General features: G+C 62.2%; 19 protein-coding genes. 9 read left to right on the top strand and 10 right to left on the bottom strand.

Features of this window, described 5'->3' with window-relative positions; translation table 11 throughout:
• Positions 1 to 112: 112 nt before the first annotated feature.
• Together H2509_RS10930 and sfsA are read left to right on the top strand one after the other, a co-directional pair.
• Positions 113 to 1,558, top strand: coding sequence for a TrkH family potassium uptake protein (locus tag H2509_RS10930; protein WP_328805054.1), 1,446 nt, complete (start codon positions 113 to 115; stop codon positions 1,556 to 1,558).
• A gap of 39 nt (positions 1,559 to 1,597) precedes the next feature.
• Positions 1,598 to 2,302 carry a DNA/RNA nuclease SfsA gene (gene sfsA / locus H2509_RS10925; RefSeq protein WP_182165138.1) on the top strand — a complete coding sequence of 235 codons (705 nt, stop codon included), beginning with the start codon at positions 1,598 to 1,600 and terminating at the stop codon, positions 2,300 to 2,302.
• Positions 2,303 to 2,318: 16 nt separating this feature from the next.
• Here sfsA and H2509_RS10920 read toward each other — a convergent pair whose 3' ends face one another.
• The 3 genes from H2509_RS10920 to H2509_RS10910 form a co-directional block, all read right to left on the bottom strand.
• Positions 2,319 to 2,987, bottom strand: a complete 669-nt coding sequence (locus H2509_RS10920; RefSeq protein WP_182165136.1) for a L,D-transpeptidase — start codon at positions 2,985 to 2,987, stop codon at positions 2,319 to 2,321.
• A gap of 111 nt (positions 2,988 to 3,098) precedes the next feature.
• The gene (gpt, locus tag H2509_RS10915) at positions 3,099 to 3,608 is read right to left on the bottom strand and encodes a xanthine phosphoribosyltransferase (protein ID WP_182165134.1); all 510 of its coding nucleotides are present in this window, start codon (positions 3,606 to 3,608) and stop codon (positions 3,099 to 3,101) included.
• Between the two features lie 52 nt (positions 3,609 to 3,660).
• Positions 3,661 to 4,422: a competence/damage-inducible protein A gene (locus tag H2509_RS10910; RefSeq protein ID WP_182165132.1), complete on the bottom strand. Its 762-nt coding sequence runs from the start codon at positions 4,420 to 4,422 to the stop codon at positions 3,661 to 3,663.
• 257 nt (positions 4,423 to 4,679) lie between these two features.
• Here H2509_RS10910 and H2509_RS20965 point away from each other — a divergent pair, with 257 nt between their 5' ends.
• Positions 4,680 to 5,705: a LicD family protein gene (locus tag H2509_RS20965; protein ID WP_235974865.1), complete on the top strand. Its 1,026-nt coding sequence runs from the start codon at positions 4,680 to 4,682 to the stop codon at positions 5,703 to 5,705.
• On the opposite strand, the gene H2509_RS10900 is transcribed toward H2509_RS20965, so the two are convergent.
• Together H2509_RS10900 and H2509_RS10895 are read right to left on the bottom strand one after the other, a co-directional pair.
• Positions 5,684 to 6,862, bottom strand: coding sequence for an FAD-dependent monooxygenase (locus H2509_RS10900; protein WP_182165130.1), 1,179 nt, complete (start codon positions 6,860 to 6,862; stop codon positions 5,684 to 5,686). The two genes, H2509_RS20965 and H2509_RS10900, sit on opposite strands and share 22 nt — an antisense overlap.
• Positions 6,863 to 6,890: 28 nt before the next feature.
• On the bottom strand, positions 6,891 to 7,136 hold the full coding sequence (locus tag H2509_RS10895; RefSeq protein ID WP_182165128.1) for a zinc-finger domain-containing protein: 246 nt from the start codon (positions 7,134 to 7,136) through the stop codon (positions 6,891 to 6,893).
• A 209-nt stretch (positions 7,137 to 7,345) separates the two neighbouring features.
• Between H2509_RS10895 and H2509_RS10890 the strand changes: the two genes are divergently transcribed.
• A complete protein-coding gene (locus H2509_RS10890; RefSeq protein WP_182165126.1) occupies positions 7,346 to 8,098 on the top strand; it encodes an alpha/beta fold hydrolase in 753 nt (250 codons plus the stop codon).
• Positions 8,095 to 8,964 carry an alpha/beta fold hydrolase gene (locus tag H2509_RS10885; RefSeq protein WP_182165124.1) on the top strand — a complete coding sequence of 290 codons (870 nt, stop codon included), beginning with the start codon at positions 8,095 to 8,097 and terminating at the stop codon, positions 8,962 to 8,964. Before H2509_RS10890 ends, H2509_RS10885 begins: the two co-directional genes overlap by 4 nt.
• A 482-nt stretch (positions 8,965 to 9,446) precedes the next feature.
• On the opposite strand, the gene H2509_RS10880 is transcribed toward H2509_RS10885, so the two are convergent.
• Positions 9,447 to 10,256: an enoyl-CoA hydratase gene (locus H2509_RS10880; protein WP_182165122.1), complete on the bottom strand. Its 810-nt coding sequence runs from the start codon at positions 10,254 to 10,256 to the stop codon at positions 9,447 to 9,449.
• Positions 10,257 to 10,577: 321 nt separating this feature from the next.
• Here H2509_RS10880 and cysE point away from each other — a divergent pair, with 321 nt between their 5' ends.
• Both cysE and H2509_RS10870 read left to right on the top strand, forming a co-directional pair.
• Positions 10,578 to 11,405 carry a serine O-acetyltransferase gene (cysE, locus tag H2509_RS10875; RefSeq protein WP_182165120.1) on the top strand — a complete coding sequence of 276 codons (828 nt, stop codon included), beginning with the start codon at positions 10,578 to 10,580 and terminating at the stop codon, positions 11,403 to 11,405.
• Positions 11,406 to 11,642: 237 nt separating this feature from the next.
• Complete coding sequence (locus H2509_RS10870; protein WP_182165118.1) at positions 11,643 to 11,858, top strand: DUF3126 family protein; 216 nt, start codon at positions 11,643 to 11,645, stop codon at positions 11,856 to 11,858.
• Between the two features lie 83 nt (positions 11,859 to 11,941).
• On the opposite strand, the gene H2509_RS10865 is transcribed toward H2509_RS10870, so the two are convergent.
• The gene (locus tag H2509_RS10865; RefSeq protein ID WP_182165116.1) at positions 11,942 to 12,652 is read right to left on the bottom strand and encodes a hypothetical protein; all 711 of its coding nucleotides are present in this window, start codon (positions 12,650 to 12,652) and stop codon (positions 11,942 to 11,944) included.
• Between the two features lie 298 nt (positions 12,653 to 12,950).
• On the opposite strand from H2509_RS10865, the gene H2509_RS10860 reads away from it, so the two are divergent.
• Entirely contained in the window at positions 12,951 to 13,259 is a 309-nt protein-coding gene (locus H2509_RS10860; RefSeq protein ID WP_209001909.1) for a DUF6949 family protein, read from the top strand.
• Positions 13,260 to 13,292: 33 nt separating this feature from the next.
• On the top strand, positions 13,293 to 13,820 hold the full coding sequence (locus tag H2509_RS10855; RefSeq protein WP_182165112.1) for a gamma carbonic anhydrase family protein: 528 nt from the start codon (positions 13,293 to 13,295) through the stop codon (positions 13,818 to 13,820).
• A gap of 165 nt (positions 13,821 to 13,985) precedes the next feature.
• On the opposite strand, the gene H2509_RS10850 is transcribed toward H2509_RS10855, so the two are convergent.
• From H2509_RS10850 to H2509_RS10840, 3 genes are all read right to left on the bottom strand, one after another.
• Positions 13,986 to 14,603 (bottom strand): transglutaminase-like cysteine peptidase, encoded by a 618-nt coding sequence (locus tag H2509_RS10850; RefSeq protein WP_235974861.1) that lies wholly within the window; start codon positions 14,601 to 14,603, stop codon positions 13,986 to 13,988.
• An 825-nt stretch (positions 14,604 to 15,428) separates the two neighbouring features.
• On the bottom strand, positions 15,429 to 16,049 hold the full coding sequence (locus H2509_RS10845) for a PilZ domain-containing protein (RefSeq protein ID WP_182165110.1): 621 nt from the start codon (positions 16,047 to 16,049) through the stop codon (positions 15,429 to 15,431).
• Between the two features lie 278 nt (positions 16,050 to 16,327).
• Complete coding sequence (locus tag H2509_RS10840; RefSeq protein ID WP_182165109.1) at positions 16,328 to 16,969, bottom strand: PAS domain-containing protein; 642 nt, start codon at positions 16,967 to 16,969, stop codon at positions 16,328 to 16,330.
• Positions 16,970 to 17,422 lie beyond the last annotated feature (453 nt).

The following is a 17,422-nucleotide window of genomic DNA, read 5'->3' as shown; positions in this document are numbered from 1 at the left end:
ATAACACGCCTGGTGATGGGGGTTCACGACTTGCTTCCCTTGGCGAGCCAAGCCTAATGTGCGAGCGCTAAAGACGGCCGAACCCGACCGCTAACAGGATATCGACCGCCACGTGATCTCGCTTCGTCCCGTATTCAATATCCTGGGCCTTCTCTATGTGGGTCTCGCAACGGCGATGCTGATCCCGGCTGTCGTGGATATCGCAGCCCGCAATGCCGACTGGCAGGCCTTCGCGCTTTCCTCGCTTGCCACGGGACTGATCGGGTTGTTGATGTCGGTTGCCTTCGGCGGCGCGCTGGAGGAGGGGCTTAATACCCGTCAGACTTTCATTCTGACCACCTTGTCATGGGTGTCGCTGCCGGTTTTCGGCGCCTTACCGTTTCTCTGGCTCGGCATCGGCTACACCGATGCCGTCTTCGAGGCCGTTTCCGGCTTCACCACCACGGGCTCGACGGTCCTCAGCGGTCTGGACGGCCTGCCGCCAGGATTGCTCTTGTGGCGTTCGCTGATGCAGTGGATGGGCGGTGTCGGCATCATCGTCATGGCGATCGTGTTGCTGCCCTTCCTGCGCATCGGCGGCATGCAGCTCTTCCAGACGGAGAGCTCGGACCGCAGCGAGAAGATCGTCGCCCGGTCGGTTGAACTGATCCGCCTGATCGGCATTTCCTACCTGTTCCTGTCCTCCTGTTGCGTCGTCGCCTACTGGGCCACCGGCATGAGCCCGTTCGATGCGCTCAATCATGCGCTCACGACCATCGCCACCGGCGGATATTCCACGCACGACGTTTCCTTCGCATACTTCACCAATCCGGCCACGGGCTGGTTCGCCGTGCTGTTCATGATCATCGGCGCGCTGCCTTTCGTGCTGATCATCCAGGGCCTGCGCGGCAAGCCGATGATGCTCTGGAGAGATCCGCAGGTGCGCGCCTTTATGGGCCTCGTCGTGGTGGTGTCGCTGGGCGTTGCCTTCTATCTCGGCATTACCCATCGCGTACCGCTCGACGACGCTCTTCTCATGTCGACCTTCAATATCGTCTCCGTCGTCACCGGCACCGGATATGCCTATGGCGACTACACATCCTGGGGCGCCCCTATGGTGGCGCTGGCCCTGCTGCTGAAGTTCGTCGGCGGCTGCACGGGGTCGACCACGGGCGGTATCAAAATCTTCCGTTTCCTTGTCTTTTTCGGCACAGTGCGCGCGCATTTGCGACGCATGGTGCGGCCGAACCGGATCATGTCGGAGGAATACGGCAGCAGCCGCCTGACGTCCGAACTTTCCTTTTCCGTTCTTGCCTTTCTCGTCTGCTATCTCGGCACGGTCGGCATCCTGACGCTGGCGCTGGCGGCGTTCGATCTCGATCTCGTCACCGCCTTGTCGGCGGCGGCCACGGCCGTGGGCAATGTCGGTCCGGGCCTTGGGCCGACCATCGGCCCGGCCGGCAGTTTCGCGCCGCTGCCGGACGGAGCGAAATGGATCCTGTGTTTTGCGATGCTGATCGGCAGGCTTGAGATTTTCACCGTCATCGTACTTTTCGATCCGGAATTCTGGTCGCGCTGAAAATCCGGTTTCGCTCGATCTCTTTGCAGGAGAGAAGTCATGCGCTTTGCCGCGAAGCTCGTATCCGGCCGCCTGGTCAAGCGCTACAAGCGCTTCCTGGCCGATGTCGTTCTGGACGACACGGGCGAGGAAATCACCGCCCACTGCGCCAATCCCGGCTCTATGCTCGGCCTGAATGCGCCGGGCTCGCGCGTCTGGCTGTCGCAGTCGGACAATCCCTCTCGCAAGCTGAAATATTCCTGGGAACTGGTGGAGGCGGATGGCGCGCTGGTGGGTATCAACACCGCCCATCCGAACGGCCTTGTCGAGGAAGCGCTGCGGGCTGCCCGCCTTGCCGAACTGGCTGGCTTCGACGGTCTAAGTCGCGAGGTGAAATACGGCAGGAACTCGCGAATCGATATCCTGCTGACCGATGCCGGGGGCCGCCGAACCTATGTGGAAGTGAAGAACGTCCACCTGATGCGCCAGCCGGGCCTGGCGGAATTTCCCGATTCGGTGACCAGCCGTGGCGCCAAGCATCTGGTCGAGCTCGGCGACATGGTGGAGGAGGGGGCTCGCGCGGCTATGGTCTATCTGGTCCAGCGCCCGGATTGCGATATCCTCCGCCTTGCACGCGATATCGACCCCGCCTATGGCGAAGCCTTCGATGTGGCCCGCCGCCGCGGCGTCGAGGTCTATGCGATCGGTTGCCGCATCACGCCGGAGGAAATCGTCGCCGACCGCGCCGTCGTCATCGACGAATAGGGGCAATATGGCCCCGTCATGCGGGCCTTACGATGATCGGCGTGTTGTTCGGCACGCGAGAGGCCAGGTCGATCACGTCCTGGTTAAGCAGCCGTACGCAGCCCGAGGAAACGGCCCGGCCGATCGACCACTCTTCCATCGTACCGTGAACGCGGTAGAGCGTGTCGCGATTGCCGTCGAAGATATATAGGGCGCGCGCGCCAAGCGGATTTTGCAGGCCCGGCGGCATGCCGTTCCTGAATTTTTCCAGCTCCGGCTGGCGGGCGACCATCTCGGCCGGCGGCGTCCAGGTCGGCCACGCGCGCTTGTAGGCAATCCTGGCGCGCCCGCTCCAGGCAAAGCCATCGCGCCCGATGCCGACGCCGTAGCGCAGTGCCTGTCCGTTTTCCGCAACGAGATAGAGGTAGCGGTTGGGCGTGTCGACGACCAGCGTGCCCGGCCGTTCCGGCCCGTCATAGTCGACGACCCGGCGATAATAGGCCGGATCCACCTTCTTCAGGTCGACGGCAGGCACCGGAAAGCGCTCATCGGGCAGCGGACCGTAGAGCGAGAGATAGTAGGGATCGTTCTGCGGCGAGACCGGTAGTTTGAACTGCCGTTCCATGCCGCTGGTACAGCCGGCAAGAAAAAAGCTCGCTCCGCCGCAAAGGAAGCCGCGCCGATCGATACGAAAGGTTTTTGTCATGGGCTCTCTGTCGTTACGCTGGCGCAAAAATAAGTGCGAATGCGGCAAGGTAACGGCAGGCAGGGCCGATGTTCGAAAAACCCTTCGTGATCGTCGTCGGTTTTGATCCGCTCAGCCGGCAGTCGAGTGCGAAATCGGCGGCTGGAATTGCCAACCCATGTCCCAGGGGAAATAGATCCAGGTGTCCTGGGATACCTCGGTCACGAAAGTGTCGACCAGCGGGCGGCCCATCGGCTTGGCATAGACGGTGGCGAAATGGGCTTCAGGCAGCATGTCGCGGACGACGCGGGCCGTCTTGCCGGTGTCGGTCAGGTCGTCGATCACCAGCACCGCCTTGCCCTTGCCGCCATCCAGGTTGATCACCTTCGGGTCAATCGGCTTGATGACCTGCAGGTCGCCCTGGTTGTCGTAGGAATGATAGGAGGCGATGCAAACCGTCTCGATCAGGCGGATGCCGAGCTCGCGCGCCACGATCGCCGCCGGCACCAGCCCGCCGCGGGTGATGCAGACGATCGCTTCCCACTTGCCCTGGCCGGAAAGCCGCCAGGCAAGCGCCCGGCAATCGCGGTGAAACTGGTCCCAGGATACGGGGAAGGCCTTTTCTTGTTGCGGATTTTCCATGGTCTCGTTCCGGTGTTCTGGACGTCTCGATAAAGGTTTGGAGAATGGTTGCTCAAGTCCTGGCGCCGGCGGCTTCCACCGCTGCCTCGACGGCGGCGACGGCGCTTCTCAGCAGCGTCTCGTCGCGTGCCCTGACGACGACCTGCGTCGAAAACCGGCCGTCGATCGATCTTGGATAGGAGCCGATGAGAACGCCGCCATGTGCGTCCTGCGCGGCTTTCAGTCCGGCGGCAATACGGCTTTCCGGCAGATCGACGTCGACCGTGTGCGACAGCATCTTCCTGCCCGTGCGCAGGGTGGGCGCGATTGCATCCAGCATGGCCTGCATGATTGCCGGGATACCGGCCATCACATGCACATTGCCGATCCGGAAACCGGGTGCCTTGGAAACGCTGTTCTCGATCAGCTCGGCGCCTTCGGGAATGCGGGCCATCCTCAGGCGCGCCTCGGTCAACTGCCCTTCGGGGTAGAAATTCTTCAGGATCGCCACGGCACGCGGATCATGGTCGATCGGCACGCCAAATGCCTGGGCAATGGAATCGGCCGTAATGTCGTCATGGGTCGGGCCGATGCCGCCCGAGGTGAAGACATAGGTATAGCGGGTGCGCAGGTCGTTGACCGCATCGACGATCCTTTCCGCGATGTCGGGTACGATGCGGACTTCGCAAAGGTCGATGCCGATCGCGGTCAGATAATCGGCGAGGTAGCCGATATTCTTGTCTTTCGTGCGCCCGGACAGAATCTCGTCCCCGATCACCACAAAGGCTGCGGTGACGATCTCATCTTGCGATCCGGCGGGCCTGCTCTCATCCATGACTGGCGCATTCCTTATGCGAAGAGAGCACATGCCTTTAGCGCATGCCGCACACGCTAACAAGCGCCACGGCGCCCGCAGCGATGACTGAACGGCCATCCAGGCAAAAAATCGCCGCCCGGTATCTTGTTGCCCTTGCGTGACAGTTGCCGGCCGAAAGGCGGATTGCCCGATGGCGTAACCTCGCGGCCTGTTTTCGGCCACGATCTTTTGAGGTAGCTAATAAAGATGCCCTAACGGAAGATTTGGGTTCGCGAATGCGGAGCGACGATCGTTTCCAGCGGTTATTTCCCTGGCTCGCATGTCTTGCCTGCCTGATTGCGGCTCTTGGCCTCGTCTGGCTCCAGCCCGCCGATCTTCTGTCGCGGCTCGTCTGTAACGCGGCGGCCATCGGGTTTGCAATGGCGGGATACAGGATCGCCAACCGCACCTTCTACGCGGTGGCGCTTGCCGTCGCCGCGTTGTCGACGATTGTGCTGCCGGCCCTCGCGACCCAGATCATCCTGTCCTTCATCATCGGTGCGGCGGCGTCGTTTCTGCTGCTTGCCTGGTTTGTGACACCATTTTCCGATCGTCGCGCCCGCCCGGGCCTGCGCTACAGCGTGAACGGCGTCGAGAAGGTGATGCCTGCGCTCAGTTTCGCCGGCGAGGCACCGTTTCTTCTTTGCCAGAAAGAGCAGGAGAAGATCATCGACCTGGCGCGCTACACGGATGAATTCCTGACCAGAAATGGCATTTCCTATGTTCTGGCCTGGGGCTCGCTTCTTGGCGCCGAGCGTCATCAGGGCATGGTCCCCTGGGACGACGACGTCGACTTCGCGCTGTACCGCAAGGCGGATATCGACCGCATGTTCCGTGATTACGAGGATCTCGCCGCGCAGGCGAAACGCGACGGCTATGTCCTGCACAGGATCTACAATCACTGGAAGATGACGCCGCAAAACGCCACTTGCCATCCGATCCTCGACATCTACAAGGAAGCTCACGTCTATTGTGAAGATGAGCCCGTGGTGCGCGTGCCCTTCGATGGGCTGTTGCTGAGCGCCCCGGCGGCCCCCCACCAGCGTATCGCGGAGCTATATGGGGAAAGCGCGCTGAAGACCGGGTTGCATGAAATGCCTTTCTGGGACTCGTCAGCCATTCCGCCGCTGATCGACCGCTTGCTGGGCCCAAGGGTGATCTTCGTTGCGACCCGTCTCTATAAGGCGGCTTTCCTGGGGCATTCGCTGTTCAAGCGCCGGGCGTCGGTTCCGGCAGGTCCTCAGTCCGCTTCCCAGCCGTAAAGCCAGTCGTAGCGGGAAAGCAGCCTTTCGGGGGAAATGCGCGAAAGAACGGCATCGCGGGCCAGCGAGAGCGGAAAGCCCATGTGATAGATGCCGTCGTTGTCGCGAGCGACGCGCAGCACCCTGTCGGCGCGCTCGCGCCGTGCGGCTTCGTAGGCGACGAGAGCCTGTGCCGCATTCTCGTTGCGGTCGAAACACTGGCCCAGAATGGCCGCATCCTCGATCGCCATTGCTGCACCTTGCGCGACGAAAGGCAGCATTGCGTGTGCGGCATCGCCCAGCAGACCGATCCGTCCGTCCACCCAGGTGGAGCCGGGGTCCATGCCGCACAACGCCCATTTCAGCCAGCCTTGCGGCTGCTGGAGCAGGGCTTTCAGATCCGCTGGCGCGTTCGGGAACCTGGCGAGCAGTGTCTCGGAGCCGGCAGGCGTCGACCAGGTTTCCTCCTCCCAGCGCTCCTTGACCAGCACGACGATATTGAGCTTCTTGCCGGCGCTGATCGGATAGTGAACCACATGCGCGTCCGCTCCGAGCCACAGGCCGGTCGTGCTCCGCCAGGTTTCCGCCACGCCCTCGATATCGACCACCGCACGATAGGCGGTACGGCCGGAAAATACCGCCTGCCGCAAGCCAAGGATCCGCCGGCGCACCGTCGACCAGACGCCGTCTGCACCGATAAGGGCATCAGCGCGCAGATGATCGCTGCCATGGCTGGTTTCAAGCCGCAGGCTCACACCGTCCGCATCCTGCTCGGCATCGACCAGACGTGTGGCGAGGCGCACCTCGATATTGTCGTGTTGGCGGGTTGCTTCCAGCAGCGTCGTCTGCAGGTCGGCGCGGTGCAGGACGAGATAGGGGGCGCCATGCCGCCGCTTGATTGTCATGCCCAGTGGAACCTGGGCAATTTCGCGCCCATTGCGCATCGAACGGATGCTGATTGCCTCGGGCCGGAAGGCCGCTGCCCGGATCGAGGAGCCGAGGCCAAGCTTCTGCAGAACTTTCAATGCGTTCGGTGAGATCTGCAAGCCGGCGCCGACGGCTTCCAGGCGCTCCGCCTTCTCGATGATGATGATTTTGCGGCCGCCCGCGCCTAGGTGCAGGGCCGCGGCAAGGCCGCCGATTCCGGCTCCTGCAATGACAAGGGGGACGTCGCTCATGGACACGGTGCTGCCTGATCGGCGAGTCTCAGGCTGCTTCCGGCTGCCAGACGCAATCGGCCGGATTTGCCTCGCCGTCCTTCAGCGATGCATTGAAGCGGTAGAGCGTGGAACAATAGGGGCAGATGATTTCCGCATCCTTGCCCATGTCCAGGTAGACATGCGGATGATCGAAGGGCGGCTTCGCGCCGATGCACTGGAATTCCCGCGCGCCGATCTCGATTGTCTGGATGCCGCGATCGTTTTGGAAATGTGGGACGACCTTGTCCGCCATCGCGTGTGCCTGCCTTGTTGCGTTTCAGGTTCTGTGTCGGCCCGGACAATACTGAGTGGGCTCGGGATTGAACAGGGGGAAGTTGCCGGATTTTTAGCGTCTTTCGCAGGTATGGGCAGCCATGCGCAAGAGCAGGCTTTTCTCCGTCGCGCCTTGGCCGTATCGTAGCTCCGCTTCGGTTTTCCGTTTACGTCAACGTTAGGAAGTGCATGTCGAGCTTCGTGTCCGATGGGTTGAGGATCGCCTATCTCGATGAGGGCGAGGGCGAGCCCATCCTGCTGATTCATGGCTTTGCCTCCAACGCCCAGGTGAACTGGGTCTATCCCGGCTGGGTCGATCTTCTGGTCAAGGACGGCCGCCGGGTTGTCGCCATCGACAATCGCGGCCACGGCGAGAGCGAAGGCTCGCACAATCCCGACGACTACGGTGCGCCCGCGATGGCGGAGGATGCCTTCCGTCTCCTCGACCATCTGGGCCTCGCTCAGGTCGACGTCATGGGCTACTCGATGGGTGCGCGGATCTCCGCCTTCCTGACGCTCAATCATCCCGAGCGCGTGCGCAGCGTGATCTTCGGCGGCCTTGGCTACGGCATGGTGACGGGGGTCGGCAATCCGGAACCGATCGCCGCCGCGCTGGAAGCCGACGACCCCTCCACGATCGCCGACAGGACGGCACGCGCCTTTCGCGCCTTCGCCGAACAGACCGGCTCCGACAGGCTGGCGCTCGCCGCCTGCATGCGCTCCTCGCGCCAGAAGATCTCGGAAGCCGATGTGGCGCGCATTTCCCAGCCCGCGCTCGTCGCAGTCGGTACCAAGGACGAAATTGCCGGTTCGCCGCAGAAGCTTGCCGACCTGATGGAGAACGCGGAGGTGCTCGAAATCCCCAATCGCGACCATATGGTCGCAGTCGGCGACAAGGTCTACAAGGCGGGCGTGCTCCATTTCCTGGGTGAAAGACGATGAAGCCTGCAACGACGGAGTTCACCGGCGCTGACGGAAACAGGCTCGTCGCAGACCGTTACGGGCGCGACGGCAGGCCGGTCCTGCTGCTGCATGGCGGCGGTCAGACGCGCCATGCCTGGGACGCGACCGGCGAGCGGCTTGCCGAGCGCGGCTGTGTCGCCTGGAGTGCCGACCAGCGCGGCCACGGCGACAGTGCCTGGGTGGAAGGCGGCGCGTATGCCTTTGACGATTTTGCCCGTGACGTGATCGCCATGTCCGGCCAGATCGCCTCGGAAACCGGCGACAGGCCGATCGTCATCGGCGCTTCGCTCGGCGGCATCGCCTCGATGCTCGCGGAAGGCGCCCATTGCCCGGGCGCGCTGTCGGCGCTGGTGCTGGTCGATATCACCCCCCGGGTCGATCCGAACGGCGTATCGAAGATCATCGATTTCATGGCCGAGCGCATGCATGACGGATTTGCCACGGTCGAGGAAGCGGCCGACGCCATTGCCAGCTATCTGCCGCATCGCGCCCGCCCGTCGAACCTGGAGGGGTTGAAGAAAAACCTGCGCATCCATGGCGATGGCCGCTACCGATGGCATTGGGATCCGCGCTTCATCGAGCAGCGCCATTCGACGGAAGCCGATCCGGCGCGAATCGAGGAAAGGCTGCTGGTAGCCGCCTCGCGCCTGAGCCTGCCGACGCTGCTTGTGCGGGGAGGGCGTAGCGAGCTGGTCGCCGACGAACACGTCAACGAATTCCTGTCGCTTGTCCCGCACGCGGAATTCGCGGACGTCAAGGGCGCGGGGCACATGGTTGCCGGCGACCGCAACGACGCCTTCGCCAACGCGGTTATCCCCTTCCTGACGCGTCTGCAGGCCGCCTGAAATGCATCCCGATCGGGCGGATGCGCCTGATCGACAGGAAACCGGCGCGCAATCAATGCTCCAGCACCGCCACTCGGCGTGGATCATGTGATCCGCCAGCCGTCACGTTCGATATGGATTTGTGCTGGGAAAAGCCGCGAGATTGCAGGCGCTTGGCGCCATTTTTTCAAGTTCTCAAATAGATTCGAGGACTTCATGCATCGCATGAAGTCCTTCAACCCGATTCTCAGGCCGCCAGAATCATTTTTCCAAAGCGATCTCAGGGAATCATGTTGATTCCGCTGCGTCAATATCCCTTCACCGCCTCTTTCGCGAGTGGGCGGGCCGAATTTCCCCTGCCTCTTCCTACTCTTGGCAGCAGGTGGTTAAAAAAGTGAGTCTGCGGGGATGCGCGGACTCACGGTTGAGCTGACAATCCGATTCAGCTCCTTCAACCGGGCTGTCCGCTTCGACCCTTTCAGTCAAACCGATGCGTCCTGACCCTAGCGGCCGCTGAACCTGGGTACGCGTTTCTCAAGAAACGCGCGTCTTCCTTCGGCAAAATCGGCGCTGTCGAAACAGGCTTCGGCGAGGTTGCGCACATGCGCCCAGTCGGTTCGATCCGGGTCGCCGCTCACCGCATCGATCGCGGCCTTTGCAGCCTGGATCGTCAGTGGCGCGTTTTCCGATATTGCTGCAACCAGCGAGCCGATTTCCACGTCCAGCCCGTCCGCCGGCGCAATGCGATCGATGAGCCCGATCTTCAGCGCTTCGGCCGCGCCGATCTGCCTTGCGGTGAAGAACAGTTCCTTCGCCCTTGAAGGACCCACCAGCTTCACCGCGTCGCGCACCGCATCCGGCGGGTAGCCGACGCCGAGACGCGCTGCCGGAATGCCGAACACGCTTCCTTCCTCCGCGATGCGCATGTCGCAGGCCATCGCGAGCCCGAGCCCGCCGCCGAGGCAGAAGCCGCGTATCATGGCGATCGTGGGTTTGGCGCAGTCGCGCAAGGCATCGAACGCCGCCGCATTGGCGGCCTCATAGGTGCGGGCCGAGACCGCGTCCTTTCGAGTCGTCTCGAACTCCGAAATGTCGGCACCGGCGATGAAGGTGCGCTCGCCCGCGCCTCTCAGCACGATGACGCGGACGGCTTCGTCGCCGGCGAGCCGCGCGACGGCCAGCGGGATCTCCCGCCACATGGCGAGTGTGATCGCATTGCGCCTTGCCGGGTTGTCGATCACGAGCCAGCCAAGCGGTCCATCGATTTCCGTGCGGACTGAGCCCCGGGGTGCGGGGGAGGGGGAGGAAGTCATGATCGCCTCGAAAGCTGACGCGGGAGCAAATGCCGTTCGACAGGGGAAAGGCGGCCCCGGCGAAAGTCAACCGGTCCGAATGGCGGGCTTTGCCGGCTGCGCCGAACGCTGGGTCAAGAATTCCGTCATCATTTTGCGCTTGGTTTGGGCCCGCCATGCCTTATGTTAGAGGGCAAGTGCGCTGGAGCGCTTTCCGGTCAGGTTAATTCACCTGATCGGCAGGAAATTGCTCCAGGTTCAATACCTTGAGCATATTGTTCACGCTCGGGCCGGTTTGCTCCGAGCGGGGATATGCTCCAGTCGGCTTTCGGGAGTGCCTTCATGTCGCAATCCTCGCAGCTTTCCGGCGCGGTCCGCCTTCCCCGCCACGACCCGGTTTGGGAGCGTCTTCGTTCGGAAGCGACCTCCATGGTATCGGCGGAGCCGGCCCTTGCCTCTTTCGTCTACGAGACGGTGCTGAACCACGACAAGCTTGAAGAAGCGGTCATCCACCGCGTCGCCGACCGTCTCGGCCATGTGGTCGTCTCCGCCTCGCTGATCCGCCAGACCTATCTGGAAGCGCTTTCCGACGAGCCGGCGATCGGCGAGATCGTGCGCGCCGACATGGCGGCGGTGTTCGATCGGGACCCCGCCTGCACGCGCTTCCTGGAGCCAGTGCTGTATTTCAAGGGCTTCCATGCCATCCAGACGCACCGCCTCGCCAACTGGCTATGGCGCAGGGGGCGTGAAGATTTCGCGCTCTATCTGCAGAGCCGGTCGTCGGAGGTTTTCCAGGTCGATATCCATCCGCAGGTCCCGATGGGGCGCGGCATCTTCATCGACCACGCGACCGGTGTCGTCATCGGCAGCACGGCCGTGATCGAGGACAACGTCTCGATCCTGCAGAACGTCACGCTCGGCGGCACGGGCAAGGAAGGCGGCGACCGCCATCCCAAGATCCGCAACGGCGTTCTTATCGGCGCCGGCGCCAAGGTACTTGGCAATATCGAGATCGGCCGTTGCTCCAAGGTCGCTGCGGGTTCCGTGGTGCTGAACCCGGTGCCGGCCAATACGACGGTTGCCGGCGTGCCGGCGAAGATCGTGGGCAAGGCCGGGTGCGCCGAGCCCTCCGTTGCCATGGACCAGCTCATCGCAACCCAGGAAAGCTGATATCGGTCCGATCGTCGCCCCGGCGCCCGCCGAGGCGTGGGGCGGCGGTTTTTCCGTGCCGTGTCGGGTTCCGTTTCGGCCTTGCGGCTGCCTTCCGTCTGCGCATCAGGTCTGGAAAAGATGGCTATGCGCCTTGGCATCGCCATGTGAATGTGTAGGTTCGGCCATCCTGTGCAACCCCGGCCCGGGGCTCCCGGCTTGTCCGCCGGGCCACCGGACCAAAGACGGAGGCTCCCAGTGAAGCCCGACGAAATCAGCAAGATCGAAGCCTATCTCAAGAGGAAGTTCGACCTTCCGAGCCTTTCGGTTCGCAAACGTCCGCGCAAGGACGATTCCGCCGAAGTCTATATCGGCGACGAATTCATCGGCGTGCTCTTTCGCGATGACGAGGACGAGGAGCTGAGCTGGAGCTTTCAGATGGCGATCCTCGAGATCGACCTGGAAGAAGAATAAAAGGCAAAGGATCAGGGCGCGTATCGCGCCCGTTTCCATCTCAGGCGGGCCGCGCCGGTCGGATCCAAGCCGCCGAACGGGCGTCAGTGCGGTTGAAAGGATTGCACGAGTGCGCCGATCTTCCGTTCCAGCGAACTCCAGCTGGACAGATAGGACTGGCGGAAGCGGTAACTCACCATCAGATCGTCGCCAAGGCGGATATCCCGCTGGCAGGTGGCCGCAAGGCCCGCATTGGTCGGCGTGAAACAGCGTGCGGCGAAGCGCGGCGCGCTTCCTTCCTCGAAAGCCACGAAGTCGGTGCCGCCGTTCTTGCCGTCGGAAAGCCAGAGCAGCGACAGCCCGCCCGGCCCCTTGGCCGGTTCGCCGACGGCAAGCGTCCTGTAGACATTGTCCAGCAGCTCGCTCGTTCCCTGCGACTTGCTGTCCGTTTCGATGGAAACAAGGATCAGCGGCGAGTTGTCGCTGGCGTCCATGAAACCCGCCGCCAGTTCCTGTTCATAGCCCTTCATGTCCGGCCACAGAACGGCAAGGTCGACCCGGTCCGTCGGGGCGGTCGCCGTGCGCTGCGGTGCGTGGCGGATCATATTGGCGGGAATGGTGAAGTCGCGGCCGGCGAGATCGACATCGACCGGGTGCGTTTCTTCCGTCCAGTCGCCGTGCGGATTGGCATGCGACAGCCACTGACCGGCGGTCTTGAAGACGAACGCCGTACCGACAAGCGCAAGCGCCAGCACAACCCCGGTAAACTGGGTTGCGATACCGCCTGTTGACCTTGGCAGGTTCGCCGGCGTCATGCTCAGTCCTTCAAAGGCGAACACATTTCTCGCCGCGGGCCTTTGTTGCAGCATCCCTCATCGGATCCTGGTCTCACCACGGCCGTCGCTCGTCAGTCGCGATGCATCGTCCCAGGCTGGCACGATTCCCGGAGCAAGCGGGAAGATAGCGCCCCATTGTACGCGCTCGAACGGTTAGCAGAACCTTAATGAGACAGCGATTTCGGCACGCCGATTGCACTGTAGCCCCACGGATACATATGCCAGATTTGGCATTAATGGTTAACAAGGGGTTAAGAACTTGCTTTTTGAGCTCTATTTGGCGGCTTATATTGGGTGTGCGGGTTTCGTGGCGGCCGGCATTCTCGGCAGCCTCTATCAGTTGGTGACGGGAGAGGCGCCGAAGTTCTCGATTGCGCTGGGGTCGTGGCTGAAGGCAATGGGGACTTTCCTTCTTTGCCTTTTCGTCGGCCCGTTCATAATCATGCGCAATGCGATTCGCGGGCGCCGGCTCGAACATCGTCCGATAGGTTGGCTGGTTGCATCTTCGACGATTGCCGGGATGTGGAGCATCTGCTCCGGTATAGTCGTCATGCAGTTTGCCCTGGTGATCGCGTCGCAGTTCTGACCATCACCTGAAACAGCACGGGAAGAGCCGAACATGCCGATCTACAGCCTTGGAGAGAGGAGCCCGGTCTTCCCCGATAGCGGTGAATATTGGGTGGCGCCGACCGCCGTGCTGATTGGCGAAGTGGTTTTGGAAGACGAGGCGAGCGTCTGGTATGGCGCGGTGCTCAGGGGCGATAACGAGCGTATCACCATCGGGCGCAGGACCAACGTCCAGGACAATTCGGTATTTCATACCGATATGGGCTATCCCCTGAAGGTCGGTGCCGATTGCACCATCGGCCATCGCGCGATCCTGCATGGCTGCGTCGTCGGCGACAATACGCTGGTCGGCATGGGCGCGACGATCCTGAACGGCGCTCATATTGGCCGCAACTGCATCATCGGCGCCAACGCGTTGATCGCCGAAGGCAAGGTGATCCCGGACAATTCCCTTGTCGTCGGCATGCCGGGCAAGATCGTTCGCACGCTGGACGACCAGGCAATCCAGGGCCTCACCGCTTCCGCGGCCGGCTATGTCGGCAACTGGCGGCGGCACCAGGCCGGTCTTGTCGAGATCTGACGGGCTGCCGGCCGGCTGAAATGGAAAGGCCGGTCGTCCGCCCGGCTCTTGCTTTTATCGGCCACAAGAACCGGAGCCGGAGACCGGCCTTCCTGCCCGACCGTGAAGTATGGGGAGGGGACGCGGCCGGGTAAGGCGTCTCTATCCCGAATGAGGCTGTGCCGCTTATCTCGCGATGCTCGCAACAGTGCTGACACGCGTGTCTGAGATCGACGTCCATTTGGCGGCATCGTTCGGCGACTGGCGCTTCACGAAGCGATAAGGGGTGGAATACCAGGGCAGGACGACCTCCAGCTGATTGTCCAGGATGACGTCGCCCTTGTCGGTTCGCACCGTCAGCACCGCGTGGCCTTCGTTGTTCAGGTCCTTGACCACGGTGATCAGGAGCGCGCTGCGCGGCCAGCCGCGCGCCATCAGCACACGCTGTTTCTCCAGCACGTATTCCTCGCAATCGCCGGCGCCGCTGGCCGGATAGGTCCAGTATTCCTCGACGCCATAGAGATCGGCATCGGTGCGCGGCGCGACGGCGGCGTTGACTTCCGCATTCACGGCGAGAAGCTCGTTCCAGCGCTCGCGGCTGAGCTTGACGACAAGAGGGTTGCCGGTGCGCGCCGCACATTCGCTCGGATGCTCGTTGCAGAATTCCCGGTGGCCGTAGGGTGCCGACGTATTGCCCAGCACGCGCATAAAACGCCCGGTTTCCGCCTGCGCCTGACCGACGGTGAAGACAAGCAGGCTGGTGGCGATGGCAGTTCTGAAAAGTTTGAAATTCCAAGTCATCATATTGAAGCCCTCCCCAAGGCTGACTTCAATATGACATCTTGATTTTTACTTGCGTCTAAGATCGGGCGTCAAGATTTAATACAATCAATATTGCTTTTTATTATTTATTTTGGAAATATTTATTCAAATATTATTTGAATTTGCATAAAATTTTATGGAATTCGAAAGCCGCTCCGATACGCGCCTATTCAGGCGGATCGCCGGGTCCGTGCCCGGCGAAGACGAGAGGAGAGGCAGCGCGCCCATTCGACGGTTGACGAGTGAGGCCGGCGCCTGCCCCATCCTCTGATGTCATCCCCGTGAAAACGGGGATCGAGTAGACACAAGCCTCAGTGGCAAGATCTCTGGAACTGGCGGTTACTGGATGCCCGGTCGAGCCGGGCATGACAGAGTATGCGGTAGTGCAAGCACGACAGAGTGAGCGGCCTCTCTGCCGCAACCTTTCGGTCCGTCATACGCGGGCTTGACCCGCGTATCCATGTGGCATGTCTCCTCGCCGCAACCGTCCATGGATCGCCGGGTCTGGGCCCGGCGATGACGAGGGGAGAGACTGTGCGTCCTCCGGCGGTCGAGGGTGAGGCAGGTGTTTGCCCCACACTCCATCGTCACCCCGGACCGTGCGTGCGAAAGCGCACTGCGAGAACCGGGAACCGGAAATAATCCGCCCAAAGCGCGTCATTGCTTGACTGAGGGAGCTTTCGCGCTCGGCGGATTTCCGGATGCCGGATCCGCGCTCAGCCTCGCTTCCCCTATCCGGTCTGGCGGCAGGAAGCGCTGCCGGCCTGCCAATCCTGGTTCACGAGAGAAACGGCGATCTACGAGGTTTCAGGAAATATGCCGCTCCAGCAGGTCGCGGTTCTGGACGGCGGCGAATTCGACCGCGATGCCGTCTTCCGTGTGGCGGACGACGCGGGCCCGCATCTTGCCGAGCGCGATCGACAGGCCGATTTCCGGCCGGACGTCGGTCTTGAGGGCGGCGCCCGACAACGAAACGTCGATGATGCGGCTCTTGTACTCGCGACCGTCCGGCAGAATGATCTTGGTGAAGGGGTTCTTCGGCACGAAACGGTCGTGACGTCGGTCTTCCGGCAGGTTGAGCATGTCGCGATTGGCGAGCCAGGTCAGCACGTTGGCTAACTTGTCGCGCTTGCGCATCGTCGTGTAGATCGTCATTGCGAAGCCGCCTTCGATCTCGCGGACGATTTCGCCTTCAATGCGGCCGACATGGTCGATATAGGCGATGATCTTCTCGCCGACCCGTCCGCGAACCGGAGCAATCAGCGCCGCCCCGCTCAGCGACATGTTGATCACGTGGCACGGATATTCGCGTCGGTCTTCCAGCATGAACCGGCCGAGCAGGTTGACCTTCACGCGGTAGTGGCCCCGCTTGTCGGCGCTGCGTGCCGCGATAGTTCGCGCTATGTCCGCTGCCCGGGCGCTCGCCATCCATCGTCAACCTTGGCTGGACCGATCCGCCCCAAATCGGGAGGAATTCGAGACGTGGATCCGGTCACTTCGTAAACTGCCTGGATACGGTCCGCCGCATCGATTTCGACGCCGGAACCGCTCCAGCGACAGGCCTGAATCCTGCCGTGCTGCTGGTCTTCACCACTTTAGACAGTCTAGGTTAACAGTCCGTAAGGGAGGCTGCCCGAACCGCGCGATGGTGAACGAATTCGGGCAACGCCAAATTGCAGGGATGAATCAGTCGGTGCGCGTCCAACTCAGTTCTTGCCGCCGTCGAAAACGCGCAGATGCCCGACCTGGCGTCCAGCTTCCGCGGCGACCGCCGCTTGCTGCAGGCTCTGGCTGCTGATTACCGGTACCGAGGCGAACGCGCCCGTGGCACGGGTCGACAGGAAAGCCGGCCGTTCATCCGGCCAAAGCAGCCGGACGCTCTTGACCGACTGGCCCAGGATCGGGTGCAAACCCGTCCAGTAGGGCTGTTGCAGGGCGACGCAGGAGCCCAGGATACGGCTGCAGCCTTCGCCCGGCACATGCAGCGGCAGCAGCAGCATCTCCATGTCGATCGTCTGTTCGCGTTCGGTATGACCGCTGATGCCGAGCACAGCCGCCGCGGCATCGTCGGAAACCGCGGAAAGGAGGGTTGAGACCGCCTCCTGGTCATCGCCGCGCCAGCCGCGCAGAATGTTGCGGCTCTTCAGTTCCCGGCAATGCAGCGCGCACAGGCGTGTTCCCGCCAGCCGGTACCGGTAGGTCATGGGATCGATCACCTCCAGAATGAAGGTGTCCCCGAGTATTCCCCGGATCTGCCCCGGCTCGACCTCGCTACGGTCGGGGGCAGGGCGGGATCCGCGAAGCTTGTCCCAATGCTCGTAGAGGCGCTGTGTCGTCGGGTGTTTCATGTCTGCCCTATGGTTCCGTGCCCTGTGCGGGGCGGTGCCGTTTTGCGACCGAATGCGACGGGATTGTCCTGCTTTTGGACAAAATGAGACATGCGCTCGCAACTCGACGTGGAAGAAGCAGATGTCGTGCCATCAATTGAATCCAGTTTCTTAACCAATCATTAAGATTAACAAAGGGTTTCAATTGATTGCCCGTGCCCGCTGCGGCAGGCTTCCGGTCAAGGGCTCACGGGTCCATGACAGCACTGACAAACTTTCGCATACGGGCATTTTCGCTCCGGGGGGACGCGGAAACCGAACCGTCCGGTTGCCGGATTTTCCCGCACCGGACGGTTCGCTTTTTTCTGTCGTGATTCCGAGGGCTTGGCAACGCAACTTCGGTGATGAAACGTCTGAAGGGTTGAATGGTCGCCCTTCGACGACTATGCCCTGAATGTGCTGTCGTCGGCCCGG

It is taken from the genome of Stappia albiluteola, assembly GCF_014050225.1.
Lineage (GTDB): Bacteria > Pseudomonadota > Alphaproteobacteria > Rhizobiales > Stappiaceae > Hongsoonwoonella > Hongsoonwoonella albiluteola.
The sequence above is the reverse complement of the archived record's forward strand: the minus strand, read 5'-3'. Positions and strand labels throughout refer to the sequence as shown.

Excerpts from the sequence above, each read along its gene's own strand:
- H2509_RS10840 (WP_182165109.1), bottom strand. The coding sequence starts at position 16,969 with ATGAAACACCCGACGACACAGCGCCTCTACGAGCATTGGGACAAGCTT.
- H2509_RS10900 (WP_182165130.1), bottom strand. The coding sequence starts at position 6,862 with ATGAGCGACGTCCCCCTTGTCATTGCAGGAGCCGGAATCGGCGGCCTT.
- H2509_RS10910 (WP_182165132.1), bottom strand. The coding sequence starts at position 4,422 with ATGGATGAGAGCAGGCCCGCCGGATCGCAAGATGAGATCGTCACCGCA.
- gpt (WP_182165134.1), bottom strand. The coding sequence starts at position 3,608 with ATGGAAAATCCGCAACAAGAAAAGGCCTTCCCCGTATCCTGGGACCAG.
- H2509_RS10850 (WP_235974861.1), bottom strand. The coding sequence starts at position 14,603 with ATGATGACTTGGAATTTCAAACTTTTCAGAACTGCCATCGCCACCAGC.
- H2509_RS10890 (WP_182165126.1), top strand. The coding sequence starts at position 7,346 with ATGTCGAGCTTCGTGTCCGATGGGTTGAGGATCGCCTATCTCGATGAG.
- H2509_RS10885 (WP_182165124.1), top strand. The coding sequence starts at position 8,095 with ATGAAGCCTGCAACGACGGAGTTCACCGGCGCTGACGGAAACAGGCTC.
- cysE (WP_182165120.1), top strand. The coding sequence starts at position 10,578 with ATGTCGCAATCCTCGCAGCTTTCCGGCGCGGTCCGCCTTCCCCGCCAC.
- H2509_RS10895 (WP_182165128.1), bottom strand. The coding sequence starts at position 7,136 with ATGGCGGACAAGGTCGTCCCACATTTCCAAAACGATCGCGGCATCCAG.
- H2509_RS10845 (WP_182165110.1), bottom strand. The coding sequence starts at position 16,049 with ATGGCGAGCGCCCGGGCAGCGGACATAGCGCGAACTATCGCGGCACGC.
- H2509_RS10880 (WP_182165122.1), bottom strand. The coding sequence starts at position 10,256 with ATGACTTCCTCCCCCTCCCCCGCACCCCGGGGCTCAGTCCGCACGGAA.
- H2509_RS10865 (WP_182165116.1), bottom strand. The coding sequence starts at position 12,652 with ATGACGCCGGCGAACCTGCCAAGGTCAACAGGCGGTATCGCAACCCAG.
- sfsA (WP_182165138.1), top strand. The coding sequence starts at position 1,598 with ATGCGCTTTGCCGCGAAGCTCGTATCCGGCCGCCTGGTCAAGCGCTAC.
- H2509_RS20965 (WP_235974865.1), top strand. The coding sequence starts at position 4,680 with ATGCGGAGCGACGATCGTTTCCAGCGGTTATTTCCCTGGCTCGCATGT.
- H2509_RS10855 (WP_182165112.1), top strand. The coding sequence starts at position 13,293 with ATGCCGATCTACAGCCTTGGAGAGAGGAGCCCGGTCTTCCCCGATAGC.
- H2509_RS10920 (WP_182165136.1), bottom strand. The coding sequence starts at position 2,987 with ATGACAAAAACCTTTCGTATCGATCGGCGCGGCTTCCTTTGCGGCGGA.